Raw genomic sequence first — 15,081 nt, forward strand, 5'->3', positions numbered from 1 at the left:
CCTCGATAAAACTTGTGAGCCAGCGTTTTATGTTGTCGGCCAGCCACTCTGGCCTCGTGCAGCACAAGCGTGACGGCAGCGTACACCAGCAATTCGGTGGCGCGGGCCGGTTTTGGTATCATTATAGTTTTTCCGGATAAGCGTAAGCCCAGCTTCAAGCCCGTTTTCTTTCCCATTTTTGGAGATTCATCATGGCTAAAACCCCAATGCGTGTTGCAGTGACCGGCGCCGCCGGCCAGATCGGCTACGCCCTGTTGTTCCGCATCGCCAATGGCGACATGCTCGGCAAAGACCAGCCTGTCATCTTGCAACTGCTTGAAATCCCGGACGAAAAAGCCCAGAAGGCGCTCAAGGGCGTGATGATGGAAATCGACGACTGCGCGTTCCCGCTGCTGACGGAAATGACCGCCCACTCCGATCCGCTGACCGCCTTCAAGGATGTCGACGTGGCCGTACTGGTTGGCGCGCGTCCACGCGGCCCGGGCATGGAACGCAAGGACCTGCTGGAAGCGAACGCCCAGATCTTCACCGTGCAAGGCAAGGCGCTCGACGCCGTCGCTTCGCGCAACGTCAAAGTGCTGGTGGTCGGCAACCCTGCCAACACCAACGCCTACATCGCCATGAAATCGGCGCCGTCGCTGCCGGCGAAAAACTTCACCGCCATGCTGCGCCTGGACCACAACCGCGCGCTGTCGCAAGTCGCTGCCAAGACCGGCACCGCCGTGAAAGACATCGAGAAGCTGACCGTGTGGGGCAACCACTCGCCAACGATGTACGCCGACTACCGTTTCGCCACCGTGAACGGCAAGGCTGTGAAAGACCTGATCAACGACCAGGAATGGAACGCCAACACCTTCCTGCCAACCGTCGGCAAGCGCGGCGCGGCCATCATCGAAGCGCGCGGCCTGTCGTCGGCAGCGTCGGCAGCGAACGCCGCCATCGACCACATCCATGACTGGATGCTGGGCACCGCAGGCAAGTGGACCACCATGGGCGTTCCTTCGGATGGCTCGTATGGCATTCCTGAAGGCACCGTGTTCGGCTTCCCGGTCACCACCGACAACGGTGAGTACACCATCGTTCAAGGTCTTGAAATCGATGCATTCTCGCAAGAGCGCATCAACCTGACCCTGAAAGAGCTGACCGAAGAGCGCGAAGGCGTGAAACACCTGCTGGCCTAAGTCCAGTATTGGCGGCGCGGCCTGAGCGCCGCCCGCCAAGAAGGCCGCCCGCGAGATTCGCGGCGCGGCTGTTTTCTCAAGTAGTTTTTACCTGCAGAAATGCCTTAAGCATGCACCCTTCCGAGGTTTTATTCCAAGGCAAACGCCAGCCGCTGTTGCTCGCCGCTTGCGACCACTACGCCGGCTCTGAAAAGCTGATGCGTAAATCGATTGCTTTGCAACAAGAGCTTGGCCCCCTGTTCGACATCACGTTCGACTGCGAAGACGGCGCCAGCGCCGGCAATGAAGAATCCCACGCCCACATGATCGCCGGCCTGCTGGCCAGCGACGAGAACCAGTTCAACCGCATCGGCGTGCGCGTGCACGACGTCGACAGCCCGTTTTTCGCGCGCGACGTGGAAATCATCTGCGGCGCCGCCAGCCGCCTGGCCTATATCGCCGTACCCAAGGTGGGCGGCGTGCAGGATGCCATGCTGGCCATCGACCTGATCAACCTGCACGCGCGCCGCGCCGGCCGCGACAACCTGCCCGTGCATATCCTGATCGAGACGCATGGCGCGCTGCGCGACGCCTATGCCATCGCCGCCCTGCCCCAGGTCGAATGCCTGTCCTTCGGCATCATGGATTTCGTTTCGGCCCACTACGGCGCCATTCCCGCCGCCGCCATGCGCACGCCGGGCCAGTTCACGCATCCGCTGGTGGTGCGCGCCAAGCTCGAAGTGGCCGCCGCCTGCCACGCGCACGGCAAGGTGCCGTCGCATAACGTGACGACGGACGTGCGCGATTCGGCCGTGGTGGCCAACGATGCCCAGCGCGCGACAGCCGAGTTCGGCTACACGCGCATGTGGAGCATCCACCCGGACCAGATCAAGCCCATCATCAAGGCCTTCACGCCGCGCCTGTCCGAAGTCAACGAAGCCAGCAATATCCTCAATGAAGCGCTGCGCGCCAACTGGGGACCGATTGCGCAAAATGGCCGCTTGCACGACCGCGCCAGCTACCGATATTATTGGACCGTTTTGCAACGCGCCAAACTGGCAGGCCTCGGCCTGCCCGAGGCGGCCGCTGCATTACTCAACGCCCCCTCTTCCAGCACCACTGAAAACTGACAGGAATTACACGATGTCCCTCTCCAAATTAGCCATTGCCTGCAGCGTCGCGCTGGGCGCCATGACCCTCACGCTGGCGCCGGCCAGCTTCGCCGCCACGGATACCAAGGAGCCGGCAAAAGCCAAGGCCGTCAAGGCCAAGCCGAAAGCCAAGGCCACCAAGGCCAAAGCTGCCGCCAAGGAAGCGCATCCGCTCGCCATGTCGGTGGTCGACAAGGAAGAGTCCGATGAGCCGGACACCGCCGGTTCCGCTTCCACCGATTTCAATTGTGAACTTGGTAATAAAATTACCATCTACACCAATGCGACTGACGACAAACACATCGCCCTGCGCTGGAAGAAGCGCCTGCACCGCCTGAGCCGCGTGGGCACCACCACCGGCGCCAACCGCTTCGAGAACCGTTTATATGGTCTCGTCTGGATCGGCATCCCGGCCAAAGGCATGCTGCTCGATTCCAAGCAGGGCCGCCAGCTGGCCAATGAATGCAAGGATGCGGAGCAAGCCAAGCCGGCGGCAGTGGTGGAAGCCGCACCATCGCTGGGCGTGCTGCCGGCGACCGGCGGCTGATGTGAGCAGCAAGGGCCTCTTCGGGGGCTCAGTCATGTTTTGTAATTTGAATAATCAATAAATAGACGATACCCAACAAGGAGAGGTCATGTCCCGCAACACTCTGAACACGCTCAAGGACTTTAATATTTCGGATAGCAAGAAGGGCAAGCTGTACTCCCTGCCTGCGCTGGAAAAAAGCCTGGGCATCAATGTCTCCCGCCTGCCAGTGTCGATTCGTATCGTGCTCGAATCGGTATTGCGCAACTGCGACGGCAAAAAAGTCACCGAAGAACACGTCAAGCAATTGGCGAGCTGGGGCCCGACCGCCGAGCGCACCGACGAGATCCCGTTCGTAGTGGCGCGCGTCGTGCTGCAAGACTTCACCGGCGTGCCGCTGCTGGCCGACCTGGCAGCGATGCGCAACGTGGCCGCCAAGATGGGCATCAACGCGAAGAAAATCGAACCGCTGGTGCCGGTCGACCTGGTGGTCGACCACTCGGTGACCATCGATCACTACCGCGAAAAGAAAGCGCTGGACCTGAACATGAAACTGGAATTCTCGCGCAACAACGAGCGTTACCAGTTCATGAAATGGGGCATGCAAGCCTTCGACACCTTCGGCGTCGTGCCACCAGGCTTCGGCATCGTCCACCAGGTCAACCTGGAATACCTGGCGCGCGGCGTGCACCACGCAGGCAAGAAAGCCGGCGACGTGTACTACCCTGACACCCTGGTCGGCACCGACTCGCACACCACCATGATCAACGGCATCGGCGTGGTCGGCTGGGGCGTGGGCGGCATCGAGGCGGAAGCCGGCATGCTGGGCCAACCGGTCTACTTCCTGACGCCAGACGTCATCGGCGTGAACCTGTCGGGCGCGCTGCGCGAAGGCTGTACCGCCACCGACCTGGTGCTGACCATCACCGAATTGCTGCGCAAAGAGAAAGTCGTCGGCAAGTTCGTCGAATTCTTCGGCGAAGGCACGGAATCGCTGACCTTGACCGACCGCGCCACGATCGCCAACATGGCCCCGGAATACGGCGCGACCATGGGCTTCTTCCCTGTCGACGAAGCCACCATCGATTACTTCAAGGGCACCGGCCGCAGCAAGGCTGAAATCGCCGCGTTCGAAGGCTACTTCAAGGCGCAAAACCTGTTCGGCGTGCCAAAAGCGGGCGACATCGACTACACCCGCGTGGTGGAACTGAACCTGGCGTCGGTCGCTCCGTCGCTGGCCGGCCCGAAACGCCCGCAAGACCGTATCGAAATCGGCAACGTCAAGGCGAACTTCGCCGAGCTGTTCGCCAAGCCAACGACGGAAAACGGCTTCAACAAGAACCCGGCCGACCTGGCTGCCGTGTACGAAACGACGAACGGCGTGAAAGTGTCGAACGGCGACGTGCTGATCGCCGCGATCACCTCGTGCACCAATACCTCTAACCCGAGCGTGATGCTGGCTGCCGGCCTGCTGGCCAAGAAAGCCGTGGAAGCCGGCCTGAAAGTCGCTCCGCACATCAAGACCTCGCTGGCCCCTGGCTCGCGCGTCGTGACCGAGTACCTGACGGCCGCCGGCCTGCTGCCATACCTGGAAAAACTGGGCTTCGGCGTGACCGCCTACGGCTGCACCACCTGTATCGGCAATGCGGGCGACCTGACGCCTGAGCTGAACGCAGCGATCGCCACGCACGACATCGTCGCGTCGGCCGTGCTGTCGGGCAACCGTAACTTCGAAGCGCGTATTCACCCGAACATCCGCTCGAACTTCCTCGCTTCGCCACCGCTGGTCGTCGCTTACGCCATCGCCGGCAACATGACGCGCGACCTGATGACGGAACCAGTCGGCAAGGGCAAGGGCGGCAAGGACATCTACCTGGGCGACATCTGGCCGACCTCGGCTGAAGTCTCGGCCATGATGAAGTTCGCCATGAACGCCAAGGTGTTCAAGGACAACTACGCGGACGTCAAGGGCGCGCCAGGCAAGCTGTGGGAGAAAGTCACCACCGTGTCCGGTCAAGTCTACAACTGGCCGAAATCGACCTACATCGCGGAACCGCCGTTCTTCGACAACTTCTCGATGACGCCAGCGGCAGTGGCCACCGGCATCGAAGGCGCGCGCGCACTGGGCGTGTTCGGCGATTCCATCACCACCGACCACATCTCGCCAGCCGGCTCGATCCAGGAAAACGGTCCTGCAGGCAAGTGGCTGAAGGAAAACGGCGTCCTGAAAGCGGACTTCAACTCCTACGGCTCGCGTCGCGGCAACCATGAAATCATGATGCGCGGCACGTTCGCCAACGTGCGCATCAAGAACCGCATGATCCCTGCGAAAGCGGACGGTTCGGCGGTCGAAGGCGGCATCACGATCCACCAGCCTTCCGGCGAAGAAATGTCGATCTACGACGCAGCGATGAAATATGTTGCTGAAGGCACGCCAACCATGGTCTTCGGCGGCGAAGAGTACGGCACGGGCTCGTCGCGCGACTGGGCAGCCAAGGGCACCCAACTGCTGGGCGTGAAAGCCGTGATCACCCGTTCGTTCGAGCGTATTCACCGCTCGAACCTGGTGGGCATGGGCGTGCTGCCGCTGCAATTCATCGGCGACGACAGCGTGCAAACGCTGGGCATCACCGGCAAGGAAACCTTCGACCTGAAAGGCCTCGAAGGCGAAATCAAGCCACAGCAACTGGCTACCCTGGTGATCCACCGCGCCGACGGCTCCAGCCAGGAAGTCAAAGTCCTGCTGCGTATCGATACGCCGATCGAAGTCGACTACTACAAGCATGGCGGTATCCTGCCATTCGTGTTGCGTCAACTGCTGGCCGAGTAATCAGCCCAGCTGTGAGGTAAGATAAAAGCGCCGGTTCCGACCGGCGCTTTTTTTCGTCCCGGCACCCCGTTTTTCCTTGAAATTCAGACTATTGGCATGATCTAAGGACAGCTTACGTATTGCGTGCGGCTGAATCCTCTACAATACGGTTATAAGGGTTTATCATTGTTTGACTGATCCATTTTTTTCACTTTCCGAGACTCTTATCCCGCTATGCGTCGTCCTTCCAAAGATTCATCCCATAAACTGACTGCCGACAGCCAGCGCCTGGTCACCTTTGCCCAGGCGATCGTACAGGCAGCCAGCCGTCTCGAAGAGCGGTCCTGGGAACACAGCCTGGATACGCAGCTCCAGAAATTACTCAAAACCGGCCACCAGGACACCATCGACAACACCCTCGGCAGCCTGTTCAAGGAAGACTTGAACGCCTACGACGTGCTGATGGACTGCGTTGAAGCCGTCAGCGAATCGACCGTTGTCACGCATGAAGACGTGCGCTACGACGCCCTGCTGGTGGCCGTGCCCATCCTCGCGTGGACGCGCTTTTCCATCGCCTCCGGCCCCATGGCCGGCGACGCGCACGGTGTGCTGTCGGCGCATTTCGCCGCCCACCTGCTGGCCGACGGCACGAAGATGGCCATGGCGCCGACCCTGTATTCGATCGACCAGTTGCCGCGCAGCCACGTCGAAACCTATGCCAAGACGCAAAAGCTGGCACTGGCCGCCCTGAAAGGCACGGCCGTCAAGCCATCAGGCAAAGAGGCGGAAACGGCGCCCTTCCTGGCCGATACGCGCTACCTGCTGGTGGCAGTGGTGGCCCCAAGCGGCGCCCCCCTGTTCCGCTGGCAAACGCCAGCCAGCCAGCCCGACTTCATCAAGGAGCGCAGCGCCGCCCTGGAACAATGGCGCACGCAGGCGACACCGACGATTGCCCGCCTGCTGCCGGGCTGCGGCCTGGAACTGCTGCTGCCGGAAGCGTACTACGTGGCCTGCCGCGAAGCGGACAAGCTGATACGCCCCGTCTCCGTGCGCGCCGCCGTGCACTACCTGACGCACACGCTGGCCATCGAGCCGTCGGAACTGCGCGCCGTCATCGCCGGTTTCGGCGAGGAAGCGGCCGATGGCCAGGTGGACGAGTACCGCATCGCCTTCACCCTGCGCCAGGCGCCGGACGTCATCTACGGCATCGTCTGGCCTTTGTACGGCCAGGAAGACGAGGATGGCACGCCGATCGAAGGCCTGATCCAGGTCGGCATCGCCGCGCTGGACAAGCAAAAGACGCCCGTCGATGAAATTATCGAACATCTGAACGCCGCCGGCGTGACGCAGATCAAACGCCACGCGGAACGTTTTGTCGGTGAATACTGCGACGATTGCGGCGCGCCCCTGTTCGCCGATCCGGTGGGCGAGCTGGCGCATGCGGAAATGCCGGAAGATACGCCGCAAGGTACCGAGCATTTCCATTGATCTGATGACACGCTCTTCAAACCTACTGCGCAGCCCGCTCTCGGGTCGGCGTTACTCGCGGTACTCTAGTACCGCTGCGTTACTCAACCCGATATCGGGCTTGCTCGCTACGGTTTGAAGAGGTGTAGATACGTTGATGACAAGTCGTTCAAAGACAAAAAAAGGCGGAACCCCAGTTCCGCCTTTTTCATTTCAAGAAGCTTTTTGACGCCTCGTCACCACTGTGAAAACGGATGACGGATCAGGTTGGCGTTGTAGTAGCGCGCATCGCCCGACACTTCCGCGCCGACCCAGTCGGGTTTCTCGAACGGCTGGTCTTCCGAAGCCAGTTCGATCTCCGCCACCACCAGGCCCGCATTGGCGCCCAGGAACTCGTCGACTTCCCACACCATGCCCGCGTGTTCGATGCGGTGACGGACCTTTTCGATCAGCGGCTGTTCGCACAGGCCGTCGAGCAGTTCGGCCGCGTCGGCCAGCGGGATCGGATACTCCCACTCGCCGCGCGTCGCGCCCACGTTCGCCCCCTTGATGGTCAGCATCGCCTGCTCGCCTTCGATGCGCACGCGTACCACGCGCTCGCGCGCGGACGACAAATACCCCTGGCGCAGCAGGACCGACTGGCCCAGGCCCCGCCAGGCGTCGCCGGCAAGCAGAAATTTACGCTCGATTTCGATACCCATGAACAACGCCGTTCAATCCAGCGACAGCAGGATAGGCTGCAGCATGGCCGCGCCCAGGGCCGCGCTGCGCGCGCCGTTCCAGCCGACGGCCGGATCCGGCAAGTCGGCGTTTTCCTTGAACGGCATTTCCAGGGTCAGCGCCAGGCAGCCGAAGTGGTGACCGACGTATTTCGATGCCAGGGTCAGCATGTCCGACTTGTACTTGCTGGCCGCATAGCCGAACTTGTCCTGGAAGTCGGGGCTGGCCTGCTTGTAGCGCTCGATGAAGGCTTTCTGGTGCGCCGCTTGCGCCGGCGTGAAGTTTTCCAGCATTTCATTGCCAGCCACAAAGTTGTACGGCAGCGCTTCATCGCCGTGGATGTCGAAGAACATGTCGACGCCCGTTTCGTGGATCTTGTTTTTCACGCACAGTACTTCCGGGCTGGACTCCAGCGATGGCGTCATCCATTCACGGTTCAGGTTGGCGCCTGCCGCATTCGTGCGCAGGTTGCCGCGGATGGAGCCGTCCGGGTTCATGTTCGGCACGATGTGGAACACGGCGCGCTGCAAGAGTTTGCGCGCGATCGGGTTGGCGTCGTCCAGCAGCGAGTCGATCAAGCCTTCGACGAACCATTCGGCCATCGATTCGCCCGGATGCTGGCGCGCGATGACCCAGATTTTCTTTTCCGCCTGCGGATTGCCGATGGTAACCATGTTCATGTCGCGGCCGTCGACCGTGCTGCCCAGGTCGGACACGCGCGCCAGCGGATGCTCGGCCACTTCGCCCAGCAGGCGCAGATGGCGTTCCCACGAATACGGCTCGAAATACGCGTAGTACACGCTGTCGAGTTCCGGCGTGTGCGAAATCGTCATGACCTGGCCGTCGAACGAGGTCGGCACGCGGAACCAGTTTTCGCTGTCGTAGCTGGCCACTGCCTGGTAGTCTTCATAGCCGGCCGGATAGGTGGCCTGGCCCGCGTTCAGGAAGCGCATCGTGCACGCCTGGCCGCGCGCGCCCTGCAGGCGGAAGTGGAACCACTGGTGGATGTCGGCGTGGCTATCCTTGCGCAAGTTCAGGTCGATGGCGCCGGCACTGGTGGCGCTCACCACGTCGATGGCGCCCGAGTCGAAGTTCTGGCTGATTTTAATGGTCATGTAATGATCCCGTCCGAATGTAAGTGTTCCGGCGTTGCCTCGTGGGCTGGCGCCGTTGCGCTAAAAAACGCAGTGTAAGCTATCCCGCTATTTTCCGCCCTTTGGCACCGTTCGCAAAGCCTGGCCCGGCGTTTTATGCACCAATCCGGGGCATCGATGGAAAAGTGCCGGGCAAAAGCGCGAAAAATCGGTCAGCTGTTGCATCTACCGGACAAAAAACTGCTTTGTAACAGCGGCTGACACATTGGCGCCCGGTCGCCCCCCTATAATTCTTGCTTTCATAGAGTCGCCAGGAAAGAGTCGTGGACAAGAAGTTAACTAACATCCAGGAAAGAAAGTTACGCGAGGCTCAGGCGCGGCGCGAGCACATCATCGACGTCGTCAAAGATCTCATCAAGAAGGGCGGCGCGCGCGCCGTCTCCATCCGCAAGGTAGCCGAGGCGGCCGGTTTTTCCACCACCGTCGTGTACGCCCTGTTCCGCGACAAGGCCACCCTGATCGCGCAGGCCATGGACAAGGATTTGCTGGAACTGGTGCGCGCCATGCGCACGGCGTGCGCCACCAGCGATGATCCGTGGCAGCGCATCGCCCTGGTCGGCCGCGCCTATATCGAGTACGGCTTCGAGCATCCGGACGAGTATTCGCTGATCTTCATGGAATTGCGGCCGCACGCGGAAATCGACGCCGTCGAGGTCGAACACGGCAATATCGAGCAGGATCCGTACGCCTACGCGCTGCACCTGTTTACCGAACTGGCGCAAGCGGGCCAGGTGCGCCAGGACGAGCCGGCGCTGCACACGATGACGCAAGTCTTCTGGCAATCGCTGCACGGCCTCGTGTCGCTGCGCATCGTCATGGATGCGGGCGACCCGTGGACGCCGCACCCGGAAATGAACGCGCATATCGACGACTTGCTGGCCGTCGTCACGGCAGGCATCCGTCTGCGCTTTGCACCGGCTTCCTGACGTTTGATCCAGCGCAAACCGTCCCGACAGAAAAGGCGGACAGTGGAGTGAAGCCGCCTGCGCTGGTGCAGCGCGGCTCGCGCGAAGGAGGGCGAGATGAACGAAGCCTATGCCACGGACCGGCTTGACAAACAGCAAAGCGCGCACAATGCTGACCGCATGGAAACGCGGCTGACAAAACTGGAAACGGACCGGGAACACGACCGGCAATGGTTCAAGACGCTCGAGCAGCGTCTTGGCGACGGCCTCGACAATGTACGCACGGAGTTGCGCGACGAATCGCAGTTGCTGCGCGCCGACCTGACGCAGTTTCGCGGCGACTTGCGCGGCGACTGCCACGCCTTGCGCACGGAACTGGGCGACATCCGCAAGCACATGCACACCCACTTCCTGTGGTTCATGGGCATACAGGCCACCACCACGTTTGCCCTGCTGGGCCTGGGCGCCAAGGCGCTGCATATGTACTGAACAATAGAAAAAGGCAGGCGCGGTATGCACCGCCCTGCCCTGCCTGTCTTGAGGTTAGCGAAGCTGCTATGCTGCCAGCATGCTCTGCGTTTCCTGGTAGCGCGTGTGCCACGACAGCGCCTGCTCCAGCATGTGCGGCGTGTGGCCGCCGCGCCGGCATGCCGCGTCATAATACGCACGCAGTTGCGCGCGGTAGTCTGGGTGCGTGCAGCGCTCGATGATCAGCGGCGCCCGTTCGCGCGGCGCCAGGCCGCGCAAGTCCGCGTAGCCCCACTCCGTCACCAGCACGTCGACGTCATGCTCCGTATGGTCCACATGCGAGACCATCGGCACGACGCTGGAAATGCGCCCGCCCTTGGCCGCCGATTTCGACACGAACATCGACACTTGCCCATTGCGCGCAAAGTCGCCCGAACCGCCGATGCCGTTCATCATGTGCGTGCCGCACACATGCGTGGAATTGACGTTGCCGTAGATATCGAACTCGAGCGCCGTGTTCAGGGCGATGATGCCCAGGCGGCGCACGATTTCCGGGTGGTTGCTGATCTCTTGCGGGCGCAACACGATTTTTGACCGGTAATGGTCGATATTGTCCATCAGCTTTTGATGCACGGCGGCCGACAGGGTGATCGACGAAGCCGAGGCAAACGCCAGCTGGCCCGAGTCGAGCAACTCGATGGCGCTGTCCTGCAGCACTTCCGAATACATCGTCATGTTGCGGAAAGGCGAGCCGATCAGGCCATGCAGCACGGCGTTGGCGATGGTGCCGATGCCCGCCTGCAGGGGCAACAATTCCGGGCCCATGCGCCCGGCCGCCACTTCGCCTTGCAGGAAGGCGATCACGTGGCCGGCGATCGCTTGCGTTTCCGCGTCGGGCGGCAAGGCGTTCGACGGGCTGTCGGGACTGTCCGTGATGACGATGGCGGCGATGCGGGCCGGGTCGATGGCGATGGCCGTGCTGCCCAGGCGCTGGTCCACGCGCGTGAGGGGAATCGGTTCACGCCCCGGCAGGGTTTGCGGAATGTAAATGTCGTGCAAGCCTTCCAGCGCCAGCGGCGTGGACAGGTTGATTTCAATGATGACTTGGGTGGCCTGCTGGGCGAACGCGGCGGAGTTACCCACCGACATGGTCGGGATGATGGCGCCGGCCGCCGTGATGGCGGTGGCCTCGATGACGGCGATATCGACGGCCGCCAGGTTGCCCGAGCGCAACTGCTCGGCCGTTTCCGACAGATGCTGGTCGATGAACATGACTTCACCGTTGTTGATCTTGCCGCGCAGCACAGGGTCGACCTGGAACGGCATGCGGCGCGCCAGCACGCCCGCTTCGGCCATCAGGCCGTCGCTGCCATTGCCCAGCGAAGCGCCCGTGATCAGGGTCAGGCTCAACGGGTCTTGCAGGGCGCGCTCGGCCAGCGCGCGCGGCAGGGCCTTGGCGTCGCCGGCACGGGTAAAGCCGCTCATGCCGACACGCATGCCGTTGTGGAACAATTTGGCTGCCTCATCGGCGCTCATGATTTTGCTGAGCAAGCCTGGGTGGCGGATACGGTCCTCGTACATCGTGATGCTCCTGATATTCTTAATATTCTCAAACTGGATGGCTGTCATACATCAACCCCATAAGTGGATTCAGTATAAAATCCCGCTTACATGCATGGCATGAATTAATTTCGTCACATCCAGTCGATATTTTCATGCCCTGCCAACGCCGAGCCCCTCTTGGATATCCGTTCCCTGCGCTATTTCGTCGAAACCGTGCGCCTGTCGAGCTTTACGCAGGCGGCCGAATCGCTGCACCTGACCCAGTCCACCATCAGCAAGATGGTGCGCCAGCTGGAAGACGAGGTGGGCGCACAATTGCTCGTGCGCGACGGGCGCAAGCTGACCCTGACGGACACGGGCCGCATCGTCTACCAGCACGGCCAGGAAATGCTGGCCAATATGCGCCAGCTGACCTTGGAGGTGCGCGACACGCAGGCCTTGCAGCGCGGCAGCCTGACGGTCGGCATCCCGCCCATGATCAATGTGCTGTTTACGCCCGTACTGAAAGCCTTCCGCGCGCGCCACCCGAACATCAGCCTGACCCTGCAGGAAGACACGGGCCAGCAGATCGAGCGCCAGGTGGCGGGGGGCGAGCTGGAAATCGGCATGACGGTACTGCCGGCCGACCCGGAGCTCGACCTCGTGGCTGTGGAAGTGGCCAACTACCCGATCTGGGCCCTGGCCGAGCCGGGCACATTCCAGAAGCAGCGCACGACACTGCCCTTCAAGGCGCTGGCCGACTTGCCGCTGGTGTTATTAAAAGATGATTTCGCGCTCACGCGCAGCCTGCGCCAGCATTTCGCGCAAGCGGGATTCACGCCGACGATTGCGGCCCAGAGCGGGCAATGGGACTGGCTGGTGGCGATGGCCTCGGCCGGCCTGGGCGTGGCCCTGCTGCCCGAGCCGTTCATCCACCGCCTGGCCGGCGAACGGCTGGAGGCGGTGCGCATCGTCGAGCCGGAGGTGGCGTGGCAGGTGGCGCACATCTGGAGCGGGCGCTACCTGTCGCACGCGGCGCGCGCCTGGCTCGAAGTGTGCCAGGACGTGCTGGGCACGCCGTTCGCGCACTGACGTAAAAAAGGGTGGCCGAGGCCACCCTTTTGATCGATCGCGCCACCTTGCTTATTTGGCGGCGTCGTCCTTGTACATGCTGGCGTACTTCCAGCCGAAGTACAGAATGAAGGTGTAGCACAGGGCCGGCACGAGGAAGGACAACTGCAGGTTGATGTGGTCGGCCAGGAAGCCCTGGATGAACGGCACGATGGCGCCGCCGACGATGGCCATGCACAGGATGCCCGAACCTTGACCCGTCTGCGCGCCCAGCTTGTTCAGCGCCATGCTGAAGATGGTCGGGAACATGATGGAGTTGAACAGGCCCACGGCGATCAATGCCCACATGGCCGTGTGACCGCTGGAGAACACGGCGACGAGGATCAGCGCGATGACGACGGCGGCGTTGAAGGCCAGGGTCTTGCCCGGGCTGACATAGCGCATCACGGCAAAGCCGACGAAGCGGCCCAGCATGGCGCCACCCCAGTAATAGCTGACGAAATACGCGGCGTCGGCGTGGCTGAGGCCAGCGATATGGCTCTCGCCCAGGAAGTTGATCAGGAAGCTGCCGATGCTCACTTCACCACCCACATACAGGAAGATGGCCAGCGCGCCCAGCACCAGGTGGCGGTGCGACCAGATCGACACCTTGTGGCCATCCTGCGCCACGGCGGCCGCATCGTCGGCATGCGAAATCTTCGGCAATTTTGCCAGCGCGAACAGCACGGCCAGGATCACCAGGGTGGCGGCCAGCACCAGGTACGGGCCTTGCACGGAAGCGGCTTCCTTGGCGCGGTAAGCCAGTTGTTCGGCTGCCGGCAGCAGGTCGAACTGCTGCACCGTCAGCACGGTGCCCGACAAAATCAGCATGCCGCCCAAGGCCGGCGCCACGGTGGTGCCCAGCGCGTTGAACGCCTGCGTCAGGGTCAGGCGGCTCGACGCCGTCTGCGGGTCGCCCAGTTCCGTCACGTACGGATTGGCCGCCACCTGCAGCACGGTGATGCCCGCCGCCAGGATGAAGAAGGACAGCAGGAACAGCGCATAGCTGCCGGTGGACGCCGGGTAGAACATGGCGCAGCCGGCGGCCGCGATCAGCAGCCCGGCGACGACGCCGCGCTGGTAGCCGATTTTCTTGATCAGCATGCCGGCCGGCAGCGAAACGATGGCGTAGGCGCCGAAGAAGCAGAACTGCACCAGCATCGCCTGGACATACGTCAAGGTATAGATCGAGCGCAGATGGGGAATCAGCACATCATTGAGCGAGGTCAGCAATCCCCACATGAAAAACAGCACCGTGACAATGATCAGGGCGCCTGTATTGTTTTGCGTGCCGGCCCGTGCGGACGGTACGCCCTGGCCTTGCTTTACATATTCCATACCTTCTCCATTTTTCAATTCCAAGTTGATCGCGCCAGGCATGGAAGTGTTTCCACCCGGGCAGCACCAGGACGCGCAAGCGCCACGCAGATATCAGCGTGGGCCATGACTGCCATCAGCGATATGGGGCAGGCATGGCATCTCGCGCGTGCGGCCGACCGTTTCTCGTCAGAACGATGTCTTGTGGGCGCGGCATGCCTGCGGGCTGCGTCTGAAAACAACATCCAGGACAAAAACGCCTTGTAGTAAAACTACGATCCTGCGCCGGCATTATGCCTTAAAGCCCCGTATTGCGCAGCTTTCGCGACCATTATTTGAAAAATGAATAGCTGACATTTGAAATCAAAAGTAGCCTTATAACTTGGAATCGCTATACTTATATTGCAGTGCAGCACAACGCGGCACGCCACTCAAGGAGTCTGCCATGTCTACCGCATTTACCTACCACACCACGCAAAACAGCAATATCGTCGCCACCCTGGTCCACGCCGCCAAGCGCGTCGGTGCCTGGCTGAACCAAAGCAGCGACCGCCGCGAACGCGCTTACGAAGAAGCCTACCTGGCCGAATCGACCGACCGCTACGATCTGGAATACCGCATGCGCGAACTGGCCCGTGCCAACCCGCAGCCCACCTGGATGAGCGGCCTGAGCCGTTAATTAGCACTGCAGCACGCAGCCCATCATCGGCTGTTGCAACAACGATAGCGCCATCCTGCTCGCCTTGCGCTTG

At 61.8% G+C, this 15,081-nt stretch carries 13 protein-coding genes; 9 read left to right on the forward strand and 4 right to left on the reverse strand.

Annotation, left to right across the window (positions count from 1 at the left end; all coding sequences use genetic code 11):
* Positions 1–191 precede the first annotated feature (191 nt).
* The 5 genes from O0881_RS08885 to O0881_RS08905 all read left to right on the forward strand — a co-directional run bounded on the left by O0881_RS08885 (position 192) and on the right by O0881_RS08905 (position 7,134).
* Positions 192–1,181, forward strand: a complete 990-nt coding sequence (locus tag O0881_RS08885; RefSeq protein ID WP_034789110.1) for a malate dehydrogenase — start codon at positions 192–194, stop codon at positions 1,179–1,181.
* Positions 1,182–1,291: 110 nt separating this feature from the next.
* Positions 1,292–2,290, forward strand: a complete 999-nt coding sequence (locus O0881_RS08890; protein WP_289910950.1) for an aldolase/citrate lyase family protein — start codon at positions 1,292–1,294, stop codon at positions 2,288–2,290.
* 13 nt (positions 2,291–2,303) lie between these two features.
* Positions 2,304–2,858 carry a hypothetical protein gene (locus tag O0881_RS08895; protein WP_099667066.1) on the forward strand — a complete coding sequence of 185 codons (555 nt, stop codon included), beginning with the start codon at positions 2,304–2,306 and terminating at the stop codon, positions 2,856–2,858.
* An 88-nt stretch (positions 2,859–2,946) separates the two neighbouring features.
* Positions 2,947–5,667: an aconitate hydratase AcnA gene (gene acnA, locus O0881_RS08900; protein ID WP_099667065.1), complete on the forward strand. Its 2,721-nt coding sequence runs from the start codon at positions 2,947–2,949 to the stop codon at positions 5,665–5,667.
* Between the two features lie 213 nt (positions 5,668–5,880).
* Positions 5,881–7,134: a DUF2863 family protein gene (locus O0881_RS08905; protein WP_289898517.1), complete on the forward strand. Its 1,254-nt coding sequence runs from the start codon at positions 5,881–5,883 to the stop codon at positions 7,132–7,134.
* A gap of 215 nt (positions 7,135–7,349) precedes the next feature.
* Here O0881_RS08905 and O0881_RS08910 read toward each other — a convergent pair whose 3' ends face one another.
* Together O0881_RS08910 and O0881_RS08915 are read right to left on the reverse strand one after the other, a co-directional pair.
* Positions 7,350–7,814, reverse strand: a complete 465-nt coding sequence (locus O0881_RS08910) for a CYTH domain-containing protein (RefSeq protein WP_289904142.1) — start codon at positions 7,812–7,814, stop codon at positions 7,350–7,352.
* A 12-nt stretch (positions 7,815–7,826) separates the two neighbouring features.
* Positions 7,827–8,948 (reverse strand): M14-type cytosolic carboxypeptidase, encoded by a 1,122-nt coding sequence (locus tag O0881_RS08915; RefSeq protein WP_251350487.1) that lies wholly within the window; start codon positions 8,946–8,948, stop codon positions 7,827–7,829.
* A 302-nt stretch (positions 8,949–9,250) separates the two neighbouring features.
* On the opposite strand from O0881_RS08915, the gene O0881_RS08920 reads away from it, so the two are divergent.
* Positions 9,251–9,913: a TetR/AcrR family transcriptional regulator gene (locus tag O0881_RS08920; protein WP_099667061.1), complete on the forward strand. Its 663-nt coding sequence runs from the start codon at positions 9,251–9,253 to the stop codon at positions 9,911–9,913.
* Positions 9,914–10,009: 96 nt separating this feature from the next.
* Entirely contained in the window at positions 10,010–10,381 is a 372-nt protein-coding gene (locus O0881_RS08925) for a hypothetical protein (protein ID WP_289910951.1), read from the forward strand.
* A gap of 66 nt (positions 10,382–10,447) precedes the next feature.
* Here the strand turns inward: O0881_RS08925 and O0881_RS08930 are convergent, their stop codons facing one another.
* Positions 10,448–11,941, reverse strand: a complete 1,494-nt coding sequence (locus tag O0881_RS08930; RefSeq protein WP_289910952.1) for an acetyl-CoA hydrolase/transferase family protein — start codon at positions 11,939–11,941, stop codon at positions 10,448–10,450.
* Positions 11,942–12,100: 159 nt separating this feature from the next.
* Here O0881_RS08930 and O0881_RS08935 point away from each other — a divergent pair, with 159 nt between their 5' ends.
* Positions 12,101–12,994 carry a LysR substrate-binding domain-containing protein gene (locus tag O0881_RS08935; protein WP_289910953.1) on the forward strand — a complete coding sequence of 298 codons (894 nt, stop codon included), beginning with the start codon at positions 12,101–12,103 and terminating at the stop codon, positions 12,992–12,994.
* A gap of 51 nt (positions 12,995–13,045) precedes the next feature.
* Here the strand turns inward: O0881_RS08935 and fucP are convergent, their stop codons facing one another.
* Positions 13,046–14,350 (reverse strand): L-fucose:H+ symporter permease, encoded by a 1,305-nt coding sequence (fucP, locus tag O0881_RS08940; RefSeq protein ID WP_092607048.1) that lies wholly within the window; start codon positions 14,348–14,350, stop codon positions 13,046–13,048.
* 424 nt (positions 14,351–14,774) lie between these two features.
* Here fucP and O0881_RS08945 point away from each other — a divergent pair, with 424 nt between their 5' ends.
* Positions 14,775–15,008 (forward strand): DUF3563 family protein, encoded by a 234-nt coding sequence (locus O0881_RS08945; protein WP_077407407.1) that lies wholly within the window; start codon positions 14,775–14,777, stop codon positions 15,006–15,008.
* Positions 15,009–15,081: the final 73 nt, after the last annotated feature.

Origin of the sequence: Janthinobacterium sp. SUN100, from assembly GCF_030397705.1 — a bacterium.
In the GTDB taxonomy this organism is placed as follows: Bacteria; Pseudomonadota; Gammaproteobacteria; order Burkholderiales; family Burkholderiaceae_D; genus Janthinobacterium; species Janthinobacterium kumbetense.

What these genes read in the sequence shown, in the direction of transcription:
- O0881_RS08885 (WP_034789110.1), top strand. Translation starts at nt 192, where the DNA reads ATGGCTAAAACCCCAATGCGTGTTGCAGTGACCGGCGCCGCCGGCCAG.
- O0881_RS08890 (WP_289910950.1), top strand. Translation starts at nt 1,292, where the DNA reads ATGCACCCTTCCGAGGTTTTATTCCAAGGCAAACGCCAGCCGCTGTTG.
- O0881_RS08895 (WP_099667066.1), top strand. Translation starts at nt 2,304, where the DNA reads ATGTCCCTCTCCAAATTAGCCATTGCCTGCAGCGTCGCGCTGGGCGCC.
- acnA (WP_099667065.1), top strand. Translation starts at nt 2,947, where the DNA reads ATGTCCCGCAACACTCTGAACACGCTCAAGGACTTTAATATTTCGGAT.
- O0881_RS08905 (WP_289898517.1), top strand. Translation starts at nt 5,881, where the DNA reads ATGCGTCGTCCTTCCAAAGATTCATCCCATAAACTGACTGCCGACAGC.
- O0881_RS08910 (WP_289904142.1), bottom strand. Translation starts at nt 7,814, where the DNA reads ATGGGTATCGAAATCGAGCGTAAATTTCTGCTTGCCGGCGACGCCTGG.
- O0881_RS08915 (WP_251350487.1), bottom strand. Translation starts at nt 8,948, where the DNA reads ATGACCATTAAAATCAGCCAGAACTTCGACTCGGGCGCCATCGACGTG.
- O0881_RS08925 (WP_289910951.1), top strand. Translation starts at nt 10,010, where the DNA reads ATGAACGAAGCCTATGCCACGGACCGGCTTGACAAACAGCAAAGCGCG.
- O0881_RS08930 (WP_289910952.1), bottom strand. Translation starts at nt 11,941, where the DNA reads ATGTACGAGGACCGTATCCGCCACCCAGGCTTGCTCAGCAAAATCATG.
- fucP (WP_092607048.1), bottom strand. Translation starts at nt 14,350, where the DNA reads ATGGAATATGTAAAGCAAGGCCAGGGCGTACCGTCCGCACGGGCCGGC.
- O0881_RS08945 (WP_077407407.1), top strand. Translation starts at nt 14,775, where the DNA reads ATGTCTACCGCATTTACCTACCACACCACGCAAAACAGCAATATCGTC.